Annotated in this window: 22 protein-coding genes; 6 read left to right on the top strand and 16 right to left on the bottom strand. The window is 72.8% G+C overall.

The window, feature by feature from the left end:
- Nucleotides 1-18: 18 nt before the first annotated feature.
- Both HZF07_RS17510 and HZF07_RS17505 read right to left on the bottom strand, forming a co-directional pair.
- Entirely contained in the window at nt 19-411 is a 393-nt protein-coding gene (locus HZF07_RS17510; protein ID WP_157343417.1) for a hypothetical protein, read from the bottom strand.
- Nucleotides 408-764, bottom strand: coding sequence for a hypothetical protein (locus HZF07_RS17505; RefSeq protein ID WP_157343415.1), 357 nt, complete (start codon nt 762-764; stop codon nt 408-410). The genes HZF07_RS17510 and HZF07_RS17505 overlap by 4 nt, the downstream gene beginning before the upstream one ends.
- A 16-nt stretch (nt 765-780) precedes the next feature.
- Here HZF07_RS17505 and HZF07_RS17500 point away from each other — a divergent pair, with 16 nt between their 5' ends.
- Entirely contained in the window at nt 781-1,554 is a 774-nt protein-coding gene (locus HZF07_RS17500; protein ID WP_157343413.1) for a putative protein N(5)-glutamine methyltransferase, read from the top strand.
- Between the two features lie 9 nt (nt 1,555-1,563).
- Entirely contained in the window at nt 1,564-2,328 is a 765-nt protein-coding gene (locus tag HZF07_RS17495) for an MBL fold metallo-hydrolase (protein ID WP_157343411.1), read from the top strand.
- Between the two features lie 18 nt (nt 2,329-2,346).
- Here HZF07_RS17495 and HZF07_RS17490 read toward each other — a convergent pair whose 3' ends face one another.
- Nucleotides 2,347-3,384: an endonuclease/exonuclease/phosphatase family protein gene (locus HZF07_RS17490; RefSeq protein WP_157343408.1), complete on the bottom strand. Its 1,038-nt coding sequence runs from the start codon at nt 3,382-3,384 to the stop codon at nt 2,347-2,349.
- Nucleotides 3,385-3,548: 164 nt separating this feature from the next.
- Between HZF07_RS17490 and HZF07_RS17485 the strand changes: the two genes are divergently transcribed.
- Nucleotides 3,549-4,049, top strand: a complete 501-nt coding sequence (locus tag HZF07_RS17485) for a thioesterase family protein (RefSeq protein WP_157343406.1) — start codon at nt 3,549-3,551, stop codon at nt 4,047-4,049.
- Nucleotides 4,050-4,052: 3 nt separating this feature from the next.
- Nucleotides 4,053-4,478 (top strand): DUF6314 family protein, encoded by a 426-nt coding sequence (locus HZF07_RS17480; RefSeq protein ID WP_157343404.1) that lies wholly within the window; start codon nt 4,053-4,055, stop codon nt 4,476-4,478.
- On the opposite strand, the gene HZF07_RS17475 is transcribed toward HZF07_RS17480, so the two are convergent.
- From HZF07_RS17475 to HZF07_RS17465, 3 genes are all read right to left on the bottom strand, one after another.
- Nucleotides 4,475-4,969 (bottom strand): response regulator transcription factor, encoded by a 495-nt coding sequence (locus tag HZF07_RS17475; RefSeq protein ID WP_157343402.1) that lies wholly within the window; start codon nt 4,967-4,969, stop codon nt 4,475-4,477. The two genes, HZF07_RS17480 and HZF07_RS17475, sit on opposite strands and share 4 nt — an antisense overlap.
- Nucleotides 4,970-5,050: 81 nt before the next feature.
- Complete coding sequence (locus tag HZF07_RS17470; RefSeq protein ID WP_157343400.1) at nt 5,051-5,323, bottom strand: DUF7218 family protein; 273 nt, start codon at nt 5,321-5,323, stop codon at nt 5,051-5,053.
- A 104-nt stretch (nt 5,324-5,427) separates the two neighbouring features.
- Entirely contained in the window at nt 5,428-5,598 is a 171-nt protein-coding gene (locus tag HZF07_RS17465; RefSeq protein WP_157343398.1) for a hypothetical protein, read from the bottom strand.
- Nucleotides 5,599-5,816: 218 nt separating this feature from the next.
- Between HZF07_RS17465 and HZF07_RS17460 the strand changes: the two genes are divergently transcribed.
- Both HZF07_RS17460 and HZF07_RS24570 read left to right on the top strand, forming a co-directional pair.
- Nucleotides 5,817-6,440: a TetR/AcrR family transcriptional regulator gene (locus HZF07_RS17460; RefSeq protein WP_220131845.1), complete on the top strand. Its 624-nt coding sequence runs from the start codon at nt 5,817-5,819 to the stop codon at nt 6,438-6,440.
- A 34-nt stretch (nt 6,441-6,474) separates the two neighbouring features.
- Nucleotides 6,475-7,122: a PaaI family thioesterase gene (locus tag HZF07_RS24570; protein WP_309504820.1), complete on the top strand. Its 648-nt coding sequence runs from the start codon at nt 6,475-6,477 to the stop codon at nt 7,120-7,122.
- Nucleotides 7,123-7,175: 53 nt separating this feature from the next.
- Here the strand turns inward: HZF07_RS24570 and HZF07_RS17450 are convergent, their stop codons facing one another.
- Genes HZF07_RS17450 through HZF07_RS17405 form a run of 10 tightly spaced genes read right to left on the bottom strand, consistent with a single transcriptional unit; the run spans nt 7,176 to nt 15,235 of the window.
- Entirely contained in the window at nt 7,176-7,583 is a 408-nt protein-coding gene (locus HZF07_RS17450; protein WP_232523068.1) for a carboxymuconolactone decarboxylase family protein, read from the bottom strand.
- Complete coding sequence (locus tag HZF07_RS17445; protein WP_157343394.1) at nt 7,576-8,391, bottom strand: NAD(P)-dependent oxidoreductase; 816 nt, start codon at nt 8,389-8,391, stop codon at nt 7,576-7,578. The genes HZF07_RS17450 and HZF07_RS17445 overlap by 8 nt, the downstream gene beginning before the upstream one ends.
- A complete protein-coding gene (locus HZF07_RS17440) occupies nt 8,388-9,119 on the bottom strand; it encodes an SDR family oxidoreductase (protein WP_181645318.1) in 732 nt (243 codons plus the stop codon). Before HZF07_RS17440 ends, HZF07_RS17445 begins: the two co-directional genes overlap by 4 nt.
- A 2-nt stretch (nt 9,120-9,121) precedes the next feature.
- Nucleotides 9,122-10,585: an aldehyde dehydrogenase gene (locus HZF07_RS17435; RefSeq protein ID WP_157343389.1), complete on the bottom strand. Its 1,464-nt coding sequence runs from the start codon at nt 10,583-10,585 to the stop codon at nt 9,122-9,124.
- Nucleotides 10,582-11,187 carry a nuclear transport factor 2-like protein gene (locus HZF07_RS17430; RefSeq protein ID WP_157343388.1) on the bottom strand — a complete coding sequence of 202 codons (606 nt, stop codon included), beginning with the start codon at nt 11,185-11,187 and terminating at the stop codon, nt 10,582-10,584. The genes HZF07_RS17435 and HZF07_RS17430 overlap by 4 nt, the downstream gene beginning before the upstream one ends.
- Before the next feature lie 2 nt (nt 11,188-11,189).
- Nucleotides 11,190-11,387 (bottom strand): ferredoxin, encoded by a 198-nt coding sequence (locus HZF07_RS17425; RefSeq protein WP_157343386.1) that lies wholly within the window; start codon nt 11,385-11,387, stop codon nt 11,190-11,192.
- Nucleotides 11,384-12,715, bottom strand: a complete 1,332-nt coding sequence (locus tag HZF07_RS17420; RefSeq protein WP_309504819.1) for a cytochrome P450 — start codon at nt 12,713-12,715, stop codon at nt 11,384-11,386. Before HZF07_RS17420 ends, HZF07_RS17425 begins: the two co-directional genes overlap by 4 nt.
- 2 nt (nt 12,716-12,717) lie before the next feature.
- Nucleotides 12,718-13,494, bottom strand: a complete 777-nt coding sequence (locus HZF07_RS17415) for an SDR family oxidoreductase (protein ID WP_157343382.1) — start codon at nt 13,492-13,494, stop codon at nt 12,718-12,720.
- Nucleotides 13,491-14,702, bottom strand: a complete 1,212-nt coding sequence (locus HZF07_RS17410; protein WP_157343381.1) for a cytochrome P450 — start codon at nt 14,700-14,702, stop codon at nt 13,491-13,493. Before HZF07_RS17410 ends, HZF07_RS17415 begins: the two co-directional genes overlap by 4 nt.
- Complete coding sequence (locus HZF07_RS17405) at nt 14,699-15,235, bottom strand: TetR/AcrR family transcriptional regulator (RefSeq protein ID WP_198346419.1); 537 nt, start codon at nt 15,233-15,235, stop codon at nt 14,699-14,701. The genes HZF07_RS17410 and HZF07_RS17405 overlap by 4 nt, the downstream gene beginning before the upstream one ends.
- Between the last annotated feature and the right edge of the window lie 44 nt (nt 15,236-15,279).

Here is a 15,279-nt window from a genome sequence, read left to right as displayed (position 1 = left end):
GCGCTGGGGGTGTGCGGCCTACCGGCGCTTCTCGCGGCGCAGCCAGAGGAGCCCGGCCACCGGCAGGGCGAGCGGGACGAAGCCGTAGCCGATGCCGTAGCCCGACCAGACCGAGGCGTCGGGGAACCACTCCGAGCGCACCAGGCTCAGCGTGCCGACGGTGAGCACCCCGGCCAGCTCGATCCACAGCATCACGCTCGCGAAGCCGGTGTTGCCGGCCGACGCCTCGCGGATCGCGTACCAGCCCAGTGCGTAGGTGACCGCGGCCGCGAGCGAGAGCCAGTAGGCGACCGGCGCCTCGTCGTACTGCGTGACCAGCTGGACCAGCGCGCGGGCGCCGGCCGCGAGCGTGAAGAGCGCGTAGAACGCGAGCAGCGCCTTGTGCGGGCCGCTGCGGGAGACCTCGCTCATGCGGTCATCTCGAGCCGGACGGCGATCACCCCGACCGCCACGGCGACGACCGCGACCACCACCGACGACCACACCGCCCGGTCCTCGCGGATCGACTGCATCGCGATCGGCAGCACGCACACCGACGACACCAGGTAGCCCACGTAGGTCGACATCGAGTCCGGCCCGTCGCCCGAGAAGGCACCGAGACCGATGAGCGCGCGGACCACCAGCAGCAGCTCCAGCATCCACACCATCTGGTCGAGCCACGACGGACGCTCGTGGTGGCGCACGGCGGTCACGACCGCGAGGACGGCGACCAGCGCGGCGTACCCCACCACGATCCAGGTCACCTGGGTGCTCAGGCTCGGCATGGGAGCATCATCGGCCATGGACCTCGCCGGCCTCGTGGGCACCCTCCGCGCCGCCGGCTGCGTGTTCGCCGAGGACGAGGCGCGGCTGCTCGTCGAGGCGGCGGGCGACGCCGAGGAGCTCGCGGCGCTCACCGCGCGACGGGTCGCCGGGGAGCCGCTCGAGCAGGTCGTCGGGTACGCCGAGCTCGGCGGCGTCCGCATCGCCGTGGCGCCGGGGGTCTTCGTGCCGCGGCAGCGCTCGCTCGCCCTGGTCCGGCTGGCCGCCACCGGGCTGCGGGCGGGGGACGTCGTGGTCGACCTGTGCTGCGGCACCGGCGCGCTCGGCGCGGTGCTCGCCGCGACCGTGCCCGGCCTGGAGGTCTGGGCCGCCGACGTGGACCCGGACGCCGTGGCCTGCGCACGACGCAACCTGCCGCCGGCGCGGGTCGTCGAGGGCGACCTGTACGACGCGCTCCCCCGCGGCCTGCGCGGGCGCGTGGCGGCCGTGGTCGCGAACGCGCCGTACGTGCCGACCGACGACATCGCGCTGATGCCGCCAGAGGCCCGCGACCACGAGCACCGCGTCGCGCTCGACGGGGGTGCCGACGGGCTGGACGTGCAGCGCCGGGTCGCCACCGGCGCGCCCGCGTGGCTCCGCCCGGGTGGTCGGCTGCTCGTCGAGACCAGCCGCGGCCAGGCGGCCACCAGCGCGGCGCTCCAGCGTGCGGCCGGGCTCACCGTGACCGTCGAGCGGGACGACGACCTCGACGCGACCGTCGCCGTCGGGACGCTCGTCCGGTCCGAGACCTAGAGTTCGAGCATGAGCGACCTCGCGGTGACGTGGTGGGGCCACGCGTCGGCGACCGTCGAGATCGGCGGGGTCCGCGTCGCCACCGACCCGCTGCTCACCGACCGGCTCTTCCACCTGCACCGCTACACGCAGACGCCGGGGGTCACCGCCGCGGTCGCGGACGTCGTGCTGCTCTCGCACCTGCACGCCGACCACCTGCACGTCGCGTCGCTGCGCCGGTTCGCCCCGGACGTGCCGGTCCTGGTGCCCAAGGGCGGCGAGTCGCTGCTGCGCCGGCTGCGGCCCGAGCAGGTGCGGCCGGTCGAGCCCGGCGACGTCGTCGAGGTCGGCGGCGCGCGGATCACCGTGCTCCCTGCCACCCACGACGGGCGGCGCGGCCCTCAGTCCAAGGCGGTCGGGCCGCCGCTCGGCTTCCGGGTCGACGCCGGCGGCCGGTCGTTCTGGTTCCCGGGCGACACCGAGGTGCGCGCGGACATGGCGGACGTGGGGCACGTCGACCTGGCGCTCATCCCGATCGGCGGCTGGGGGCCGACGCTCGAGGACGGCCACATGGACCCGGTGCACGGCGCGGAGGCGGTCGCCCTCGTCGGGGCCGACGTCGCCGTCCCGGTCCACTGGGGCACGTTCTGGCCCCTGGGGCTGCGGCTCTTCATGCGCGCCCGGCACCGGCACCTCTTCGTCACCCCCGGCGACCGGTTCCTGAAGGCGATGGCCACGCACGCACCGCAGACCAAGGCCGTGCTCGCCCGGCCGGGCGACACGCTTCAGATGTAGGCAGGTGCAGCGGCGCCGTCAGTGGAGCCGCAGCCGGGCCACCAACGGCCGGTGGTCGCTGTGGTAGCCGCCGAGCACCCGCTGGGCGCGCACCTCGATCCGGTCGCGTCGGAGCGCGTCGCGGTCGACCCAGACGTAGTCGATGTGCCGGTCGAGCCCGGGGTAGGTCGGCGGCACGTCGGTGCCGAGCTGCTGGTAGGTCGACGAGGCGACCCGGCCCAGGGTCGCGACCGGCCCTCCGGCGGGTCGCCGGCGCAGGTCGGCCTTCGCGTCGAAGTTGAAGTCGCCGGTGCCGACCACCCAGCGGGCGGGTACGCCGCGCCAGGCCCGGGCGAGCCGGGCGAGGTGCTGCCGGGCGCGATCGGCGTTGAGCGTCGCCGCCCAGCGTCCCGGGGCCGTCGAGCTCTCGCTCTGGGGCGGCAGGTGCACGTTCACGACGCTCAGGCGATGTCCCGTGGAGCGCTCGGTCAGCGTGACGACCAGGATGCCGCGGCCCCCGAACGGATAGGGGCCCTCGCCGGCCTCGACCCCGTCGGTGCCCGCGAGCAGCCGGACGCGCTCGAGCCGGAAGCGCTCGCGGCGCCAGGACACGGCGATCTCCCCGATGCCGTCAGGACGGGGAACGGTCGCGGTCCGCCACTGCTTCGGGAGCGCGGCGAGCACGCTGCCGAAGTTCTGGGTCTCCTGCCAGCCGACCACGTCGACCGCCGGGTTCGAGGTGAGCCGGTGGGCGTCGGCCGATGCCTGCTCGACGCCCTGCTGCGCGAACAGGTTCATGCTGGCGACCCCGACCTCGAGCGCGCGCCGTACGGGCGCGACGCCCCGGACGCCCTGCCCGCCCTGCAGCGGGCCGGCGGTCACGGGCAGGACCAGCCGCGGCTCGATCGACCGGGGGGAGGCAGCCATCGTCGTCGCGGCGTGCGCGACGACCGGAGCCGACCGGGGGTCCTCGGCGGCCACCGCGGGCGCCACGAGGACGCCGAGCACGGTCGCCAGCAGGAGCAGCGGCGGCGGCCCCGCCCACGCGGGGGGTCGCCGGACGCCTGCAGGGCGCACGGGTCGGACCCGTCGGACCACGCGGCTTCCCCTCCGGCTCGGTCGATGGTTGTGCGCCACGGTAGTCCCGCGAGCACCGCCCGTCCCGCAGGTCACGGCCGTGTCGCAGGACCAGCACGGGCCCGGCGTGTCGCGCCCGGGAGCCGCTGGGTACCGTCCGGGGTGTGACCACCGCGCATCCGACGTACGACCAGCTCCACGACCTGCCTGGCTACACCTCCCAGTCGGTGCCGGCGGCCTTCGAGGACATCAACGGCCACCTCAACATCCGCCACTACGTCGGCATCGCGAGCGAGGGCCTCGACGCGTCGCTCGCCGCCGTCGGCATCCCGCAGAACTGGCCGACGATCGCCGGGCAGGGCGTCTTCACGGCCGAGCACCACATGACCTACCTGTCCGAGCTGCGCACCGGCGACCGGATCTCCGTCCGCGTCCGCCTGGTCGGCCGGTCCGAGCGGGCCGCGCACGCCGTGGTCTACCTCGTCGACGACACCCACCAGGTGCTCAGCTACGTGATGGAGGAGATCTTCCTCCACATCGACATGGCGAGCCGCAAGACCGCGCCGTGGCCCGACGACGTCGCCGCGGCGATCGACAAGCAGATCGCCAGCGAGGCCGAGCTGTCCTGGGCGCCGGCGCTCTCGGGCTCGATGTCCCTGCGCTGAGCCGTGACCGCAGCGATCCCGGCGCCGACCGACCTGCTCGGCACCTGGACGCTGACCCGGGTGGTCCGTGACCGCTGGGCCGGCGAGCGCCGCGACGTCACCGGGACCGCGACGCTGACCGCCGAGTCGCCCGACCGGGTGCGCTGGACCGAGGCGGGCACGATGACGTGGCCCGGGCACGCCGTCGAGGTCCAGCGGACGCTCTTCGTGGACCGTGCTGCCTCCGGCTGGCTGGTGCGCTTCGAGGACGGCCGGCCCTTCCACCCCTGGTCGGTGGGCGCCGAGGTCGAGCACCCGTGCGCGCCCGACCACTACCGCGGGCGCATCGACGTGACCGGGCACCCGGTCTCCTCCTGGAGGGTCGCGTGGGACGCGGTCGGCCCGGAGAAGGACTACCGGATGGAGACGGCGTACGACGGGCGCCGCTAGGGCGAGACGGCGTCGCGCGACTGGTCGAGGCCGTTGCGCAGACCCCAGGCGACCGCCTGGCTGCGACTGCTGACCCCGATCTTGCGGTAGGCCGACCGGATGTAGGTCTTCACCGAGTTGATGCTGATGAAGGCACGCTCGGCGATCTCGCGGTTCGACAGGCCCGCGACGATCAGCGCGAGCACCTCCTCCTCGCGGTCGCTGAGCCCGAAGCCGGCCGGCGAGCCGGGCCGCTGGGCCGCTCCCTCGACCATCGCGACGATCCGCTCCACGCCGCCGCGCAGCGGCACCCAGGCGGCGGCGCCGGGGCGCCGCATGAGCGCGTCGAGGTCGCCGTCACCGCCGCGGTCGCCGTCGTGCAGCACGACGTCGGCGGCGCCGTCCTCCACCACCACCACGCGGTCGCCGTGGGTCGCGAGCATGGCGCGCAGGCCCGCGCGCACGGTGGGCTCGGGGCTCGCGATCAGCAGTCGGACTGGTTCCCCGGGCATGCTCCGATCCTTTCCGGACCGGGTCCTCGGGAGCCACCCGAACCCATCACCCGAAGGGGTGAAAGTGGCGCGTGGGACTCGTCAGTGGTGTCGCAGCGCGTCGATCAGGGCGTCCTTGTCCATGCTGGAACGACCCTCGATGCCCAGCTCCGCGGCTCGCTCGCGCAGGTCGTCGACGGTCCAGTCCTCGTACGCCGGCGAGGACCCTCCGCGGTGCCCGACCTCCGAGCGGGAGGTGTTGGCGGCCGCGTTGGCGATGCGCGCGGACTTCTCCTTGCTGTTGCCCTCGTCGCGGAGCTTCTCGTAGAGCTCGTCGTCCTTGACGCTGGGTCCGGGCTTCTTGCTGGCTGGCATGGAGCCTCCTCGGTCGGGGCCTCCCCGGTACCCGATCCCGGCCGGCCGAAAATCGCGAAGAGCCCCTCTCCGCCCGGGGCGGTGAGGGGCTCTCGGCCGGGTGCTCACGCGGCGCGCGTCAGCTCGACCTCGGTCGCCCGGGTGACCGTGACGACCGGCGTGGTGGTGACGCGCTCGGCGCGGAGGACGCTGACGACGGCGTAGACCGCGAAGGCGACGACGGCCGCGGCGAACGCGATGAAGACGTAGCCGAGGGCGGTGAGGGTCTCGTGCATGGGGGGCTCTCCTGGGTGCGGGCCGGATGGCCGGCCGGTTCGTGTCGCCGGGAGGTCTCCCGGCGATACCTACGTTGCTCCGCACCCCTTGAGAACCACTGGGATCCGGCTGGGAGCGCTGTCGCCGGCCCGGGCGACCAGGCCCGTGCATCCTGCACAGGTCTTTCGTAGAAGGCTCGATGAAACTAGGATCCGGGCATGCACGGGGCGGAGGTGGCGTGAGCGCGGGCGCTGGCGCCGACCACCACCGCCGCAACAGGCGGGGCGACGCGACCCGCATCCGGATGCTCGCCGCCGCCCTCGACTGCCTCGCGACCGGCGACCCGGACGCGGTGTCGGCCAACCACGTCGCCAAGCGCGCGGGCGCGACCTGGGGTGCGGTGAAGTACCAGTTCGGCGACGTCGACGGCCTCTGGGCCGCGGTGCTCGACCACCTCGAGGAGCGTCGCGGCGGGCCGCTGTCCTTCCCGAGCACCGGCAGCTCCGTCGCGGACCGGGTCGCGGGGATCGTCGACACGCTGTGGCGCGGCCTAGAGACCCCGGACGCCCGGGCGATCGACACACTGCGGATGGCGCTGCCGCGCGAGCGCGGCGAGCTGGAGCAGAAGCTGCCCCGCACGGCCGGCGCGCTCGCGTCCTGGCAGGCGAGCTGGGTGGAGACCTGCCAGGCGGCGTTCGCGGACCTCGACCTCGACGCCGGCCGGGTGCGCGAGGTCGCCGCCCTGCTGCCCGGCGCCATGCGCGGCCTCAACTCCGAGGCGCACCTGTCGACCTACTCCGACCTCGACCTCGCCCGGCGCGGGCTGACCGCCGCGATCGCGGCCTACCTCGGGAGCACCTGATGGCCCGGGGCACGACGACCGAAGGGAGCCGGGCGTGAGCATCGGCGAGTTCGTCCACGAGGAGATCCCGAGCACCGAGCTCGACCGGCTCGAGGCGACGTACAGGCCGCTCGCGGACGCGGTCCGCGACCTGCTGGACGCGACGATCCGCACGACCGTGCCCGAGGAGCAGGTGCGCGCCGCGCAGGCCGAGATCGAGGCCCTGGTCGCCCGGCTGCGCGCCGAGCAGCTGCCCGGCCCGGCCGGTGTGCGCTTCAACTCCGAGGCCCGCGCGTGGAACTGGGGCAACGCGGTCGTCGGCCTGCGCAACGCCGTCGCGCCGCCGCTGCGGATCGTCCACGAGTCCGCGGGGCACGCCTGGGCCGAGGTGGAGCTCGGGGCGCCGTACGAGGGACCGCCCGGGCTCGTGCACGGCGGCGTCTCCGCGATGCTGCTCGACCACCTGATGGGTGAGACCGCCAGCGCGGCCTTCACCCGGGTGACGTTCACCGGGACCCTGACGATGACCTACCGCCGCGGCACCCCGCTCGGGCCGCTCCGCCTGGAGGCGCGCATCGACCGCGAGGAGGGCCGCAAGGTCTGGGTCGTCGCGTCCATCGGCGACGCCGACGGCGTGACCGTGGAGGCCGAGGGCGTCTTCATCGTCCCGGCCTGGGCTGCGGGCGAGGCCGCGCGGGGATAGCCAGCGACGAACCGGTCGTTCCGGACGCCTGGGACCAGCCAGAACGTCTGTGGCTATCCCGACGACGCGGCCGCCTCGGCCGCCTTGGCCGCCTTGGCCGCCTTGGCGATCGTCTCCTCGACGATCTGGTTGACCCGGGAGCCGCTCGGCCAGCCGGCGTAGTGGCAGAGCAGGATCACGATCTCGCGCAGCTGCTGCTCGTCGAGCTCGCCGGCGGCGTACGCCGCGGGGATCTGGATGGTCAGCACGTCGTGCTGGTGGGAGCCGGCGAGCAGCCCGATCAGCAGCAGCCGGCGGTCGCGGTCGGTGAGGCCGGGCCGGTTCCAGATGTCGGCGAAGAGGTGGTCGGCGGTGTAGGCGAAGAAGTCGCCGGTGCCGTCGGTCATCTCGAAGCCGTAGACCTGCTCCATCCGCTCCAGGCCGCGGCGGCGGACCTCCGGGAGGTCGTCGAACTTACCCAAGGCCAAGCCCCTTTCCGAGTCGCTCGAGCGCCAGCCGCGCGAGCGGTACGTCGACACCCTGCTCGTCCGCGAGCTCGATCGCGAACGCGAGGTCCTTCTCCCCCAGCGCCACGACGTGCTCGAAGACGCCGTACCAGAAGTCGTCCGGCGCGAGCGGCGCCGTCGTGTCGCGGTGCATGATCGCGCCGGGCCCGCCGGTGATCGCGTCGGTGTGCCGCACGACCCTGCCGAGCTCGACGATGTCGAGGCCGGACGCCTCGGCGAGCCGCTGCGCCTCGGTCGCCGCCGTGAACGCCACGAAGTGCATGAGGTTGCGCGCCAGCTTCATCCTGGTGCCGGCGCCGAGCGGACCGGCGTGCACGACGTACGACGACATCGCGTCGAGCGCCGGGCGGGCCGCTGCGACGGCGTCGTCTGCACCGCCGACCATGATCGCCAGCGTGCCGTCGGCGGCGCCCATCGCGCCGCCGGAGACGGGTGCGTCGAGGACGGTGAGCCCCTGGGCCGCCAGCTCGGCCGGGGTGCTGGGCGCCACCGTCGAGTGGACGACCAGCACCGTGCCCGGGCCGACGTCGGCGGCGACCGACCGCACCTGCTCGTCGTCGCGCACCATCACGCAGACCACGTCGGCCTCGATCGCCGCCACGCTCTCGGCCGCGGTCGCGCCGGCCGCGACCAGCTCGGCGACCGGGTCGGGCACCACGTCGTGCACCGTGAGCTCGATGCCGTCGGCGGCCGCGAGCCGCAGCGCCATCGGCTTGCCGATGTTGCCGAGGCCGACGAACCCCACCCTGGTCCGATCGCTCATGCGCGGAACGTCTGTCCGCCGTCGACCGCGATGATCTGCCCGGTCACCCACGCGGACTCGTCGGAGAGCAGGAAGAGGCAGGCGCCGACCATGTCCTCGGGCTGGCCCATCCGCTTGAGCGCGAGGCCCTTCACCAGCTCCTTGGCGGCGTCGCCGGCCTGGGTGCGGGTGGCGGCGGTGTCGGTGGGGCCGGGCGCGATCGCGTTGACCCTGATCCTCATGCCGCCGAGCTCGTGGGCGAGCTGCTGCGTCAGCCCGTTCACGCCGACCTTGGCGAGGCCGTAGAAGCCGGAGTAGAGGTAGGCCGCGGTGCTGGACTGGTTGACGATCGAGCCGCCGCCGCGCTTCTGCAGCTCCGGATAGACCGCGCGGGTCATCACCAGCGCGCCGTCCATGTTCACCGACATGAACTTCCGGTAGTAGTCCCAGTCCACGCTGATCAGCAGGTCGAAGGCCATCTCGCCGTAGATCGCGGCGTTGTTGACCAGCCCGTCGATCCCGCCGTACGCCGCCACCGTCGCCTCGACCAGCGCCGCCGCGTCCTCGTGCGACGAGACGTCGCAGCGCACGAACAGCCCACCGATGTCGGCCGCGACCTTCTGGCCCGCCTCGGCGTTGAGGTCGGCCACCACGACCGACGCCCCCTCGGCCGCGAGCGCCCGCGCGTAGGCCTCGCCGATGCCCTGCGCGGCCCCCGTCACGACGACGACCTTGTTCTCGAAACGCATGCTCATCCCCTCGCAGGCTCAGCGATCGTCTTGGTCTCGAGGTACTCCTCGAAGCCAGCCACACCCATCTCCCGGCCGATCCCGGACTGCTTGTAGCCGCCGAACGGCGCGTCCGGGCTGAACCAGACGCCGCCGTTGACGGCGATCGTGCCGGTGCGGATCCGCGCGGCGACCGCCTTGGCCCGCTCCAGCGAGCCGGACTCGACCGAGCCCGAGAGGCCGTACGCCGAGTCGTTGGCGATCCGCACCGCGTCGTCGTCGCCGTCGTGCGGGATGACGACGAGCACCGGACCGAAGATCTCCTCCTGCGCCAGGCGACTGGAGTTGTCGAGCCCGGCGATCACAGTGGGCTGGATCCAGAAGCCGTCCTGGTCGATGACCTGGCCGCCGGTGGCGAACGTGCCGCCCTCCTCCTCGGCCAGCCGCAGGTAGGCCTCGACCCGGTCGCGCTGCACGGCCGAGATCACCGGCCCGCAGATCGCGCCGGGGTCGGCAGGGTCCTTGGCGCCGATGGACTCCATCGTCGCGGCGGCGACCTGCACGGCCTCGTCGTACCTCTCCCGCGGGACGACGAGCCGGGTCGTGATCGCGCAGCCCTGGCCGGCGTGGATGCAGGCCGTGAACGCCGTCGCCCCAGCAGCAGAGGCGATGTCGGCGTCGTCGAGCACGATCGCGGCCGACTTGCCGCCGAGCTCGAGGAACACCTTCTTCAGCGTGGGCGCCGCGGCGGCCATGATCGCCCTGCCCACCTGGGTCGAGCCGGTGAAGGACACCATGTCCACGCGCGGGTCGGTGGTCAGCAGCGCCGCGACCTCGTTGGAGCGAGGCGTCACGACGTTGAAGACACCGGCCGGGATGTCGGTGTGCTCGGCGACCAGCCGGCCCAGCTCGGCCGCCACCCAGGGGGTGTCCGGTGCCGGCTTGAGCACGACCGTGCAGCCGGCGGCGAGCGCCGGGCCGACCTTGGCGAGGTTGATCTGCGTCGGCACGTTCCACGGCGAGATCGCCGCGACCACGCCGACCGGCTCCCGGCGGACCGTCCTCCGGCTCGCGATGCCCATCGGCGCGGCGACCCCGAGGTCGGTCTCGAACTCGTAGGACCCGAGCAGGTCGGTGACCCACCTCAGGCCCTCCACCGGTACGTCGAACCCGGCCGCGCCCATCATGAAGCCGGGCATCCCGACCTCGGCCGTGGTCAGCTCCTTGAACGGGTCCGCGTCCTCGAGCAGCGCCGCGTGCAGCTGGCGCAGGCAGCGCAGCCGCAGCTCCGTGTCCGTCGACCAGTCGGTCTCGTCGAAGGCCCGACGGGCCGCAGCGACCGCCCCCTCGACGTCCGCTGCGGTGCCGTCGGGTGCCCGCCCGATCTCCCGACCCGTGGCCGGGTTGAGGATCGGGTACGTCGCGCCGTCCGAGGCCGCGACGAGCTTGCCGTCGATGAGCTGCTGCGCCGGAGGCGGGAGGCTCATCGCGCGTCCTCCTGGGTGATGAAGTCGCCGCGCTCCACCGGCGGCGGCCACACGGTCGACGGCAGGTCCTGCGGCCGGTAGTGACCCGGCACCTCCAGACCGAAGACCTTGAGCCGCTCCATCAGCGTGTCCGGGGCCTTGCCCGACTTCACGACCGCGCCCATCGTGTGCGCCATCGCGCCGAAGTCGAACCAGTCGCGCTGCCACGCGAACTTCAGCTCGCCGTCCGGCTGCCGCTCGATGCCGAACCAGCTGCCGCCCAGGCCGGGCACCTCGAACTCACGGCCGGTGGCGTCGTCGACGATCCCGGAGCGCTGCTTCCAGAAGCCGACGACCATCGCGTTCCTCTCGTCGATGACCGTCGCCATGTAGTCGTAGTGCCAGCCGTCGAAGCCGTCCATCTCGATGCCGATGGCCCAGTCCCGGATCTGGCCGCGGCCGACCGCCATGAAGTGCTCGTCCGGCGTGAGCATCCAGCCGTACGTCGCGTCCTCGGCGTACCACTCCGCCATCACGCGCCAGTCGCCCGACTGCTCGGCCTTGCGGTTGATGTCGAGCCAGGAGCCCCAGAACTCCTCGATCTCTGCTCGGGTCAGGGACACCGTCACTCCTCCTCGATCGCCAGCGCCATGGCTGGGCAGTACCTCACGGCCGACTGCACGTCGGACCGCAACGACTCGTCGGGGTGCTCCTGGAGCACCGTCACCTGGTCGGCGTCGTCGTCGAACCCGAAGACGTCGGGCGCCTCGCCCTGGCACATCTGGTGCCCCTGGCAGAGCCCGAGGTCGGCGACGACCCTCATCGCGCCCGCCGGCGGTACTTCACCCGGCACGGCTGCTGGAGCTGGATGACCATCTTGGAGACGTCGTCGCGGTAGCTCTCCGACGGCTGGGCCATCTCGAACTCGTAGTCGCGCAGGATCACCGAGAAGATCGCCTTCATCTGCATCATCGCGAACGCGTTGCCGACACAGCGGTGCTTGCCGGCCCCGAAGGGGATCCAGGTCCAGCGGTTCTGCAGGTCCTCCTGGCGCGGGTCGATGTAGCGGCCGGGGTCGAAGGCGTCCGGCTGCGGGAAGTCCTCGGCGATCCGGTTGGACACCCGCGGCGACGCGGCGACCACGGTGCCGACCGGGATCGTGTGCCCGGCGAGCTCGATCTCCTCGGCCACGACGCGCATCAGGATCACCAGCGGCGGGTGCAGCCGGAGCGTCTCCTTGAGCGCGGCCTCCAGCTGCGGGATCGACCGCAGCGCCTGGAACGAGACCTCCGAGCCGTCGGCGTACAGCTCGTCGAGCTCCTTCACGACCGCGGCCATCGTCTCGGGATGGCGCATCAGCTCGATGAGCGCCCACGACGCGGTGCCCGACGACGTGTGGTGGCCGGCGAACATCATCGAGATGAAGATGCCGGTGATGTAGTCGGCGCTCAGGTCGATGGAGATCAGCACGTCGAGCAGGTCGCGGTCCTCACGGGCCACCGTGCCGCGCTCCTTGCGGCGGTCGATGATCCCCTGCACCAGCTCGACGAGCTTCTCGCGCGCGGCGTCGCGGATCCGGAAGGACTCGATGTCCATGTAGGGATCGACGTAGGCCAGCGCGTCGGTGCCGCGCTCGAGGTCGTGGTAGTGGTGCGCGAAGGAGGAGTCGAGCTCCTCGCGGAACGGCTTGCCGATCAGGCACGCCGAGGTCGTGTAGATCGTCAGCTCCGCGAACCAGTCGAGCAGGTCGATCTCGCCCTCGTCGCCCCACGCGGCGACCATCCGGTTGATCTCCGCCTCGATCGTGGCGGCGTGCCCGCGCATCATGTCGCCGCGCAGCGCCTGGTTCTTGAGCATCTGCTGGCGCTCCTCGGGGGAGGCGTCGAAGACCACGCCCTTGCCGAAGATCGGCGTCATGAAGGGGTACGCCGCCGCCTGGTCGAGAGTCGAGTCCGGTGCCCGGAAGAACTGCTCCTGTGCCTCCGCGCCGTAGACGAGCACGACGTCCTTGTCGGCCAGCCGGAAGCGCCCGATGTCGCCGCACTCGTCGTAGACGCGCTGGAAGAGGCCGATCGGGTCGACCCGCATCTCGGCCAGGTGGCCGTGCCCGTCGTCGGGCACGGCGTACGAGACCTCGCGGATTTCAGACACGCTCATCGATCCTCCAAGGGGGCTTCGGGGTTCACCTCGACGAGGCTGAGGTGCACGCCGCGCGGGACGCCGACGACGGTGGCGATCGCATCGGCGATCGCGGCCGGCTTGAGGAAGTGGGGGTGCCGGGCCTGGCCGAAGCGCACCCACTGGTCGAGCACGAACGCCGCCGCGTCGACGTCCCAGTCCGAGCCCATCTCGCTCCACGTCGGACCGGGCCGCACGATCGAGGCGCGCACCCCGGTCCCCTCGAGCTCCATCTGCATCGCGTGTGCCAGGCCCTCGAGTCCCCACTTGCCGGCGGCGTACGACGACATGAACGGCCGCGCCCGCACGGCGACGTCGGAGGACACGAACACGACGTCGCCGCGGCGCCGCTCGACCATGCCGGGCACGAACGCCCGCACCAGCCGGTGCGCGCCGGTGATGTTGAGGTCGAGCTCCCGCGCGAACCGCTCGGTCTCGACCTCGTGGATCGTGCCGGGGCCGACCGCGCCGGCATTGGAGATCACGACCTCGACGTCGCCGAGGTCGGCGGTCACCTTCTCGGCGAACGTCCGCACCGACGCGTCGTCGGTGACGTCGAGCGCGTGCACGACGGCCTCGCCGCCGGCCTCGCGGACCCGGGCCGCGACCTCGTCGCACTTGTCGGTACGCCGTGCGCCCAGCGCCACCGGGTGCCCGGCCGCCGCCAGCGCCAGCGCGGTCGCCGCGCCGATGCCCGACGACGCCCCGGTCACGACCGCCGGGCGGCGCTCGGGCTGGAAGTACTTGCTCATCGGACCTCCATCCGGACCGGGACCGAGGCGAACCCGCGCACGTTGACCGAGTGCACACGCCGGCAGTCGTCGTGCGCGACGTCGATGGCCTTGACGCGCCGGACCAGCTCGCCGAGCGCGATCTGCGCCTCGAGCCGGGCGAGGTTGGCGCCGAGGCAGAAGTGCCGGCCGCCGCCGAAGCTCAGCAGCTGCCCGAGCTCGTCCTTGTCACGGAAGACGTCGTAGCGGTCCGGGTCGGCGAAGACCCGGTCGTCGCGATTGGCGGAGCCCAGCACCAGCACGGCCTTGGCGCCCGCGGGCGCGACCTTGCCGTGCAGCTCGACGTCCTCCAGCAGGTGCCGCGCGAGCATCTGGCTGGAGGTGTCGTAGCGCAGCGTCTCCTCGATCCACGGCGACACCAGGCCGTCGGGATCAGCGGGGTCGGCGAAGACCTTCTCGTGCTGCTCGGGGTGCCGCGAGAGGTGGAAGAGCGCGTGCCCGAGCAGCTTCGTCGTCGTCTCGTTGCCGGCGACCACCATGAGGAAGAGGAAGGCGATGATCTCCTCGTCGGTCAGCCGGTCGCCGTCGATCTCCGCGGTCAGCAGCGCCGACGTCAGGTCGGCGGTCGGCCGCTTCTTCCGCTCCTCGACCATCTCGGCGTAGTAGACGACCAGCGTCAGCGACGCCTCCATGCCCTCGCGCGGCACGTCGCGCACGCCCGGCTCGCGGTGCACGACGAGGTCGGCGAGTCGGCGGATCTCCGTGCGGTCGGCCTCCGGCACGCCCATCATCTCGGAGATGACGTCCATCGGGAGCTTGCCGGCGAAGTCGTGGATCCAGTCGAAGGAGCCCATCTCCAGGCACTGGTCGAGGTAGTGGTCGGTCAGCTCCCGGATCCGCGGGGCCAGCTCGGTGACCCGGCGCGGCGTGAAGCCCTTGGAGACCAGCGACCGGAGCCGCTTCTGGCGGGGCGGGTCCATGCCGAGGAACGACATCACCCTGTGCGCGTCCGGCCCCCACGCGCTCTTGTCGATCGAGACGCCCATGGCGTTGGAGTAGGTGCCCTCGACCCGCAGCGCGTGCTGGATGTCGGCGTGCCGCGTGAGGAACCAGATGTCCAGGTCCTCGTTGTGGTGCAGCGGGTCCTCGTCCCGGCACCGGCGGTACGTCGGATAGGGGTCCTCCTGGAACGCGTAGTCGTAGGGGTCGAACACGATCGGGGTGCTCATGCCACGTTGCCCTTCATGATCACGGCGACGACCGAGTCGAGCCGGTCGGCCATCTCGGCGTACGTCATCAGCCCCATGCCGGCCTGGAGCAGCGCGCCGGAGAACGCCAGCGCGAGTGCCTCGAGCACCGCGGGCTCGGCGCCGTCGCCGAGGGCGACCCGGAAGCGACGCACCAGCTCGCCGCCGATGCGCAGCCGCAGCTCGTCGACCTCGGGGTCGGAGCCGAGCAGGGCCGGGGTCACCGCGGCGGCCAGCTCGGGAGCACCGGCCAGGCGCTCGGCCAGGCTGCGGGTCACCGAGCGCACGCGCCCGACCGGGTCGGCGCCGTCGGGCGCGACGTCGGCGTCCTCCTCGAGGAACCGCCAGAAGAGCTCGGCGCAGAGCCGGTTCTTGGACTCCAGGTAGGTGTACGCCGTGGCCGACGAGACGCCCGCGCGCTGGGCCACCGTGCGGATCGTCAGCGTCTGGTGGCCGACGGCACGGAGCTCCTCGCGGCCGGCCTCGAGCAGTCGCTCGGCGGTGGAACTGGACACCTGTCCAATCTAGAACGTGTTCCCCTTTTCACGCAAGGCCCCTA

Origin of the sequence: Nocardioides agri (genome assembly GCF_013778305.1) — a bacterium.
Classification (GTDB): Bacteria; Actinomycetota; Actinomycetes; order Propionibacteriales; family Nocardioidaceae; genus Nocardioides; species Nocardioides agri.
The sequence above is the reverse complement of the archived record's forward strand: the minus strand, read 5'-3'. Positions and strand labels throughout refer to the sequence as shown.

What these genes read in the sequence shown, in the direction of transcription:
- HZF07_RS17510 (WP_157343417.1), bottom strand. Translation starts at nt 411, where the DNA reads ATGAGCGAGGTCTCCCGCAGCGGCCCGCACAAGGCGCTGCTCGCGTTC.
- HZF07_RS17505 (WP_157343415.1), bottom strand. Translation starts at nt 764, where the DNA reads ATGCCGAGCCTGAGCACCCAGGTGACCTGGATCGTGGTGGGGTACGCC.
- HZF07_RS17500 (WP_157343413.1), top strand. Translation starts at nt 781, where the DNA reads ATGGACCTCGCCGGCCTCGTGGGCACCCTCCGCGCCGCCGGCTGCGTG.
- HZF07_RS17495 (WP_157343411.1), top strand. Translation starts at nt 1,564, where the DNA reads ATGAGCGACCTCGCGGTGACGTGGTGGGGCCACGCGTCGGCGACCGTC.
- HZF07_RS17475 (WP_157343402.1), bottom strand. Translation starts at nt 4,969, where the DNA reads ATGCCCGGGGAACCAGTCCGACTGCTGATCGCGAGCCCCGAGCCCACC.
- HZF07_RS17470 (WP_157343400.1), bottom strand. Translation starts at nt 5,323, where the DNA reads ATGCCAGCCAGCAAGAAGCCCGGACCCAGCGTCAAGGACGACGAGCTC.
- HZF07_RS17465 (WP_157343398.1), bottom strand. Translation starts at nt 5,598, where the DNA reads ATGCACGAGACCCTCACCGCCCTCGGCTACGTCTTCATCGCGTTCGCC.
- HZF07_RS17445 (WP_157343394.1), bottom strand. Translation starts at nt 8,391, where the DNA reads ATGAGCGATCGGACCAGGGTGGGGTTCGTCGGCCTCGGCAACATCGGC.
- HZF07_RS17440 (WP_181645318.1), bottom strand. Translation starts at nt 9,119, where the DNA reads ATGCGTTTCGAGAACAAGGTCGTCGTCGTGACGGGGGCCGCGCAGGGC.
- HZF07_RS17435 (WP_157343389.1), bottom strand. Translation starts at nt 10,585, where the DNA reads ATGAGCCTCCCGCCTCCGGCGCAGCAGCTCATCGACGGCAAGCTCGTC.
- HZF07_RS17425 (WP_157343386.1), bottom strand. Translation starts at nt 11,387, where the DNA reads ATGAGGGTCGTCGCCGACCTCGGGCTCTGCCAGGGGCACCAGATGTGC.
- HZF07_RS17415 (WP_157343382.1), bottom strand. Translation starts at nt 13,494, where the DNA reads ATGAGCAAGTACTTCCAGCCCGAGCGCCGCCCGGCGGTCGTGACCGGG.
- HZF07_RS17410 (WP_157343381.1), bottom strand. Translation starts at nt 14,702, where the DNA reads ATGAGCACCCCGATCGTGTTCGACCCCTACGACTACGCGTTCCAGGAG.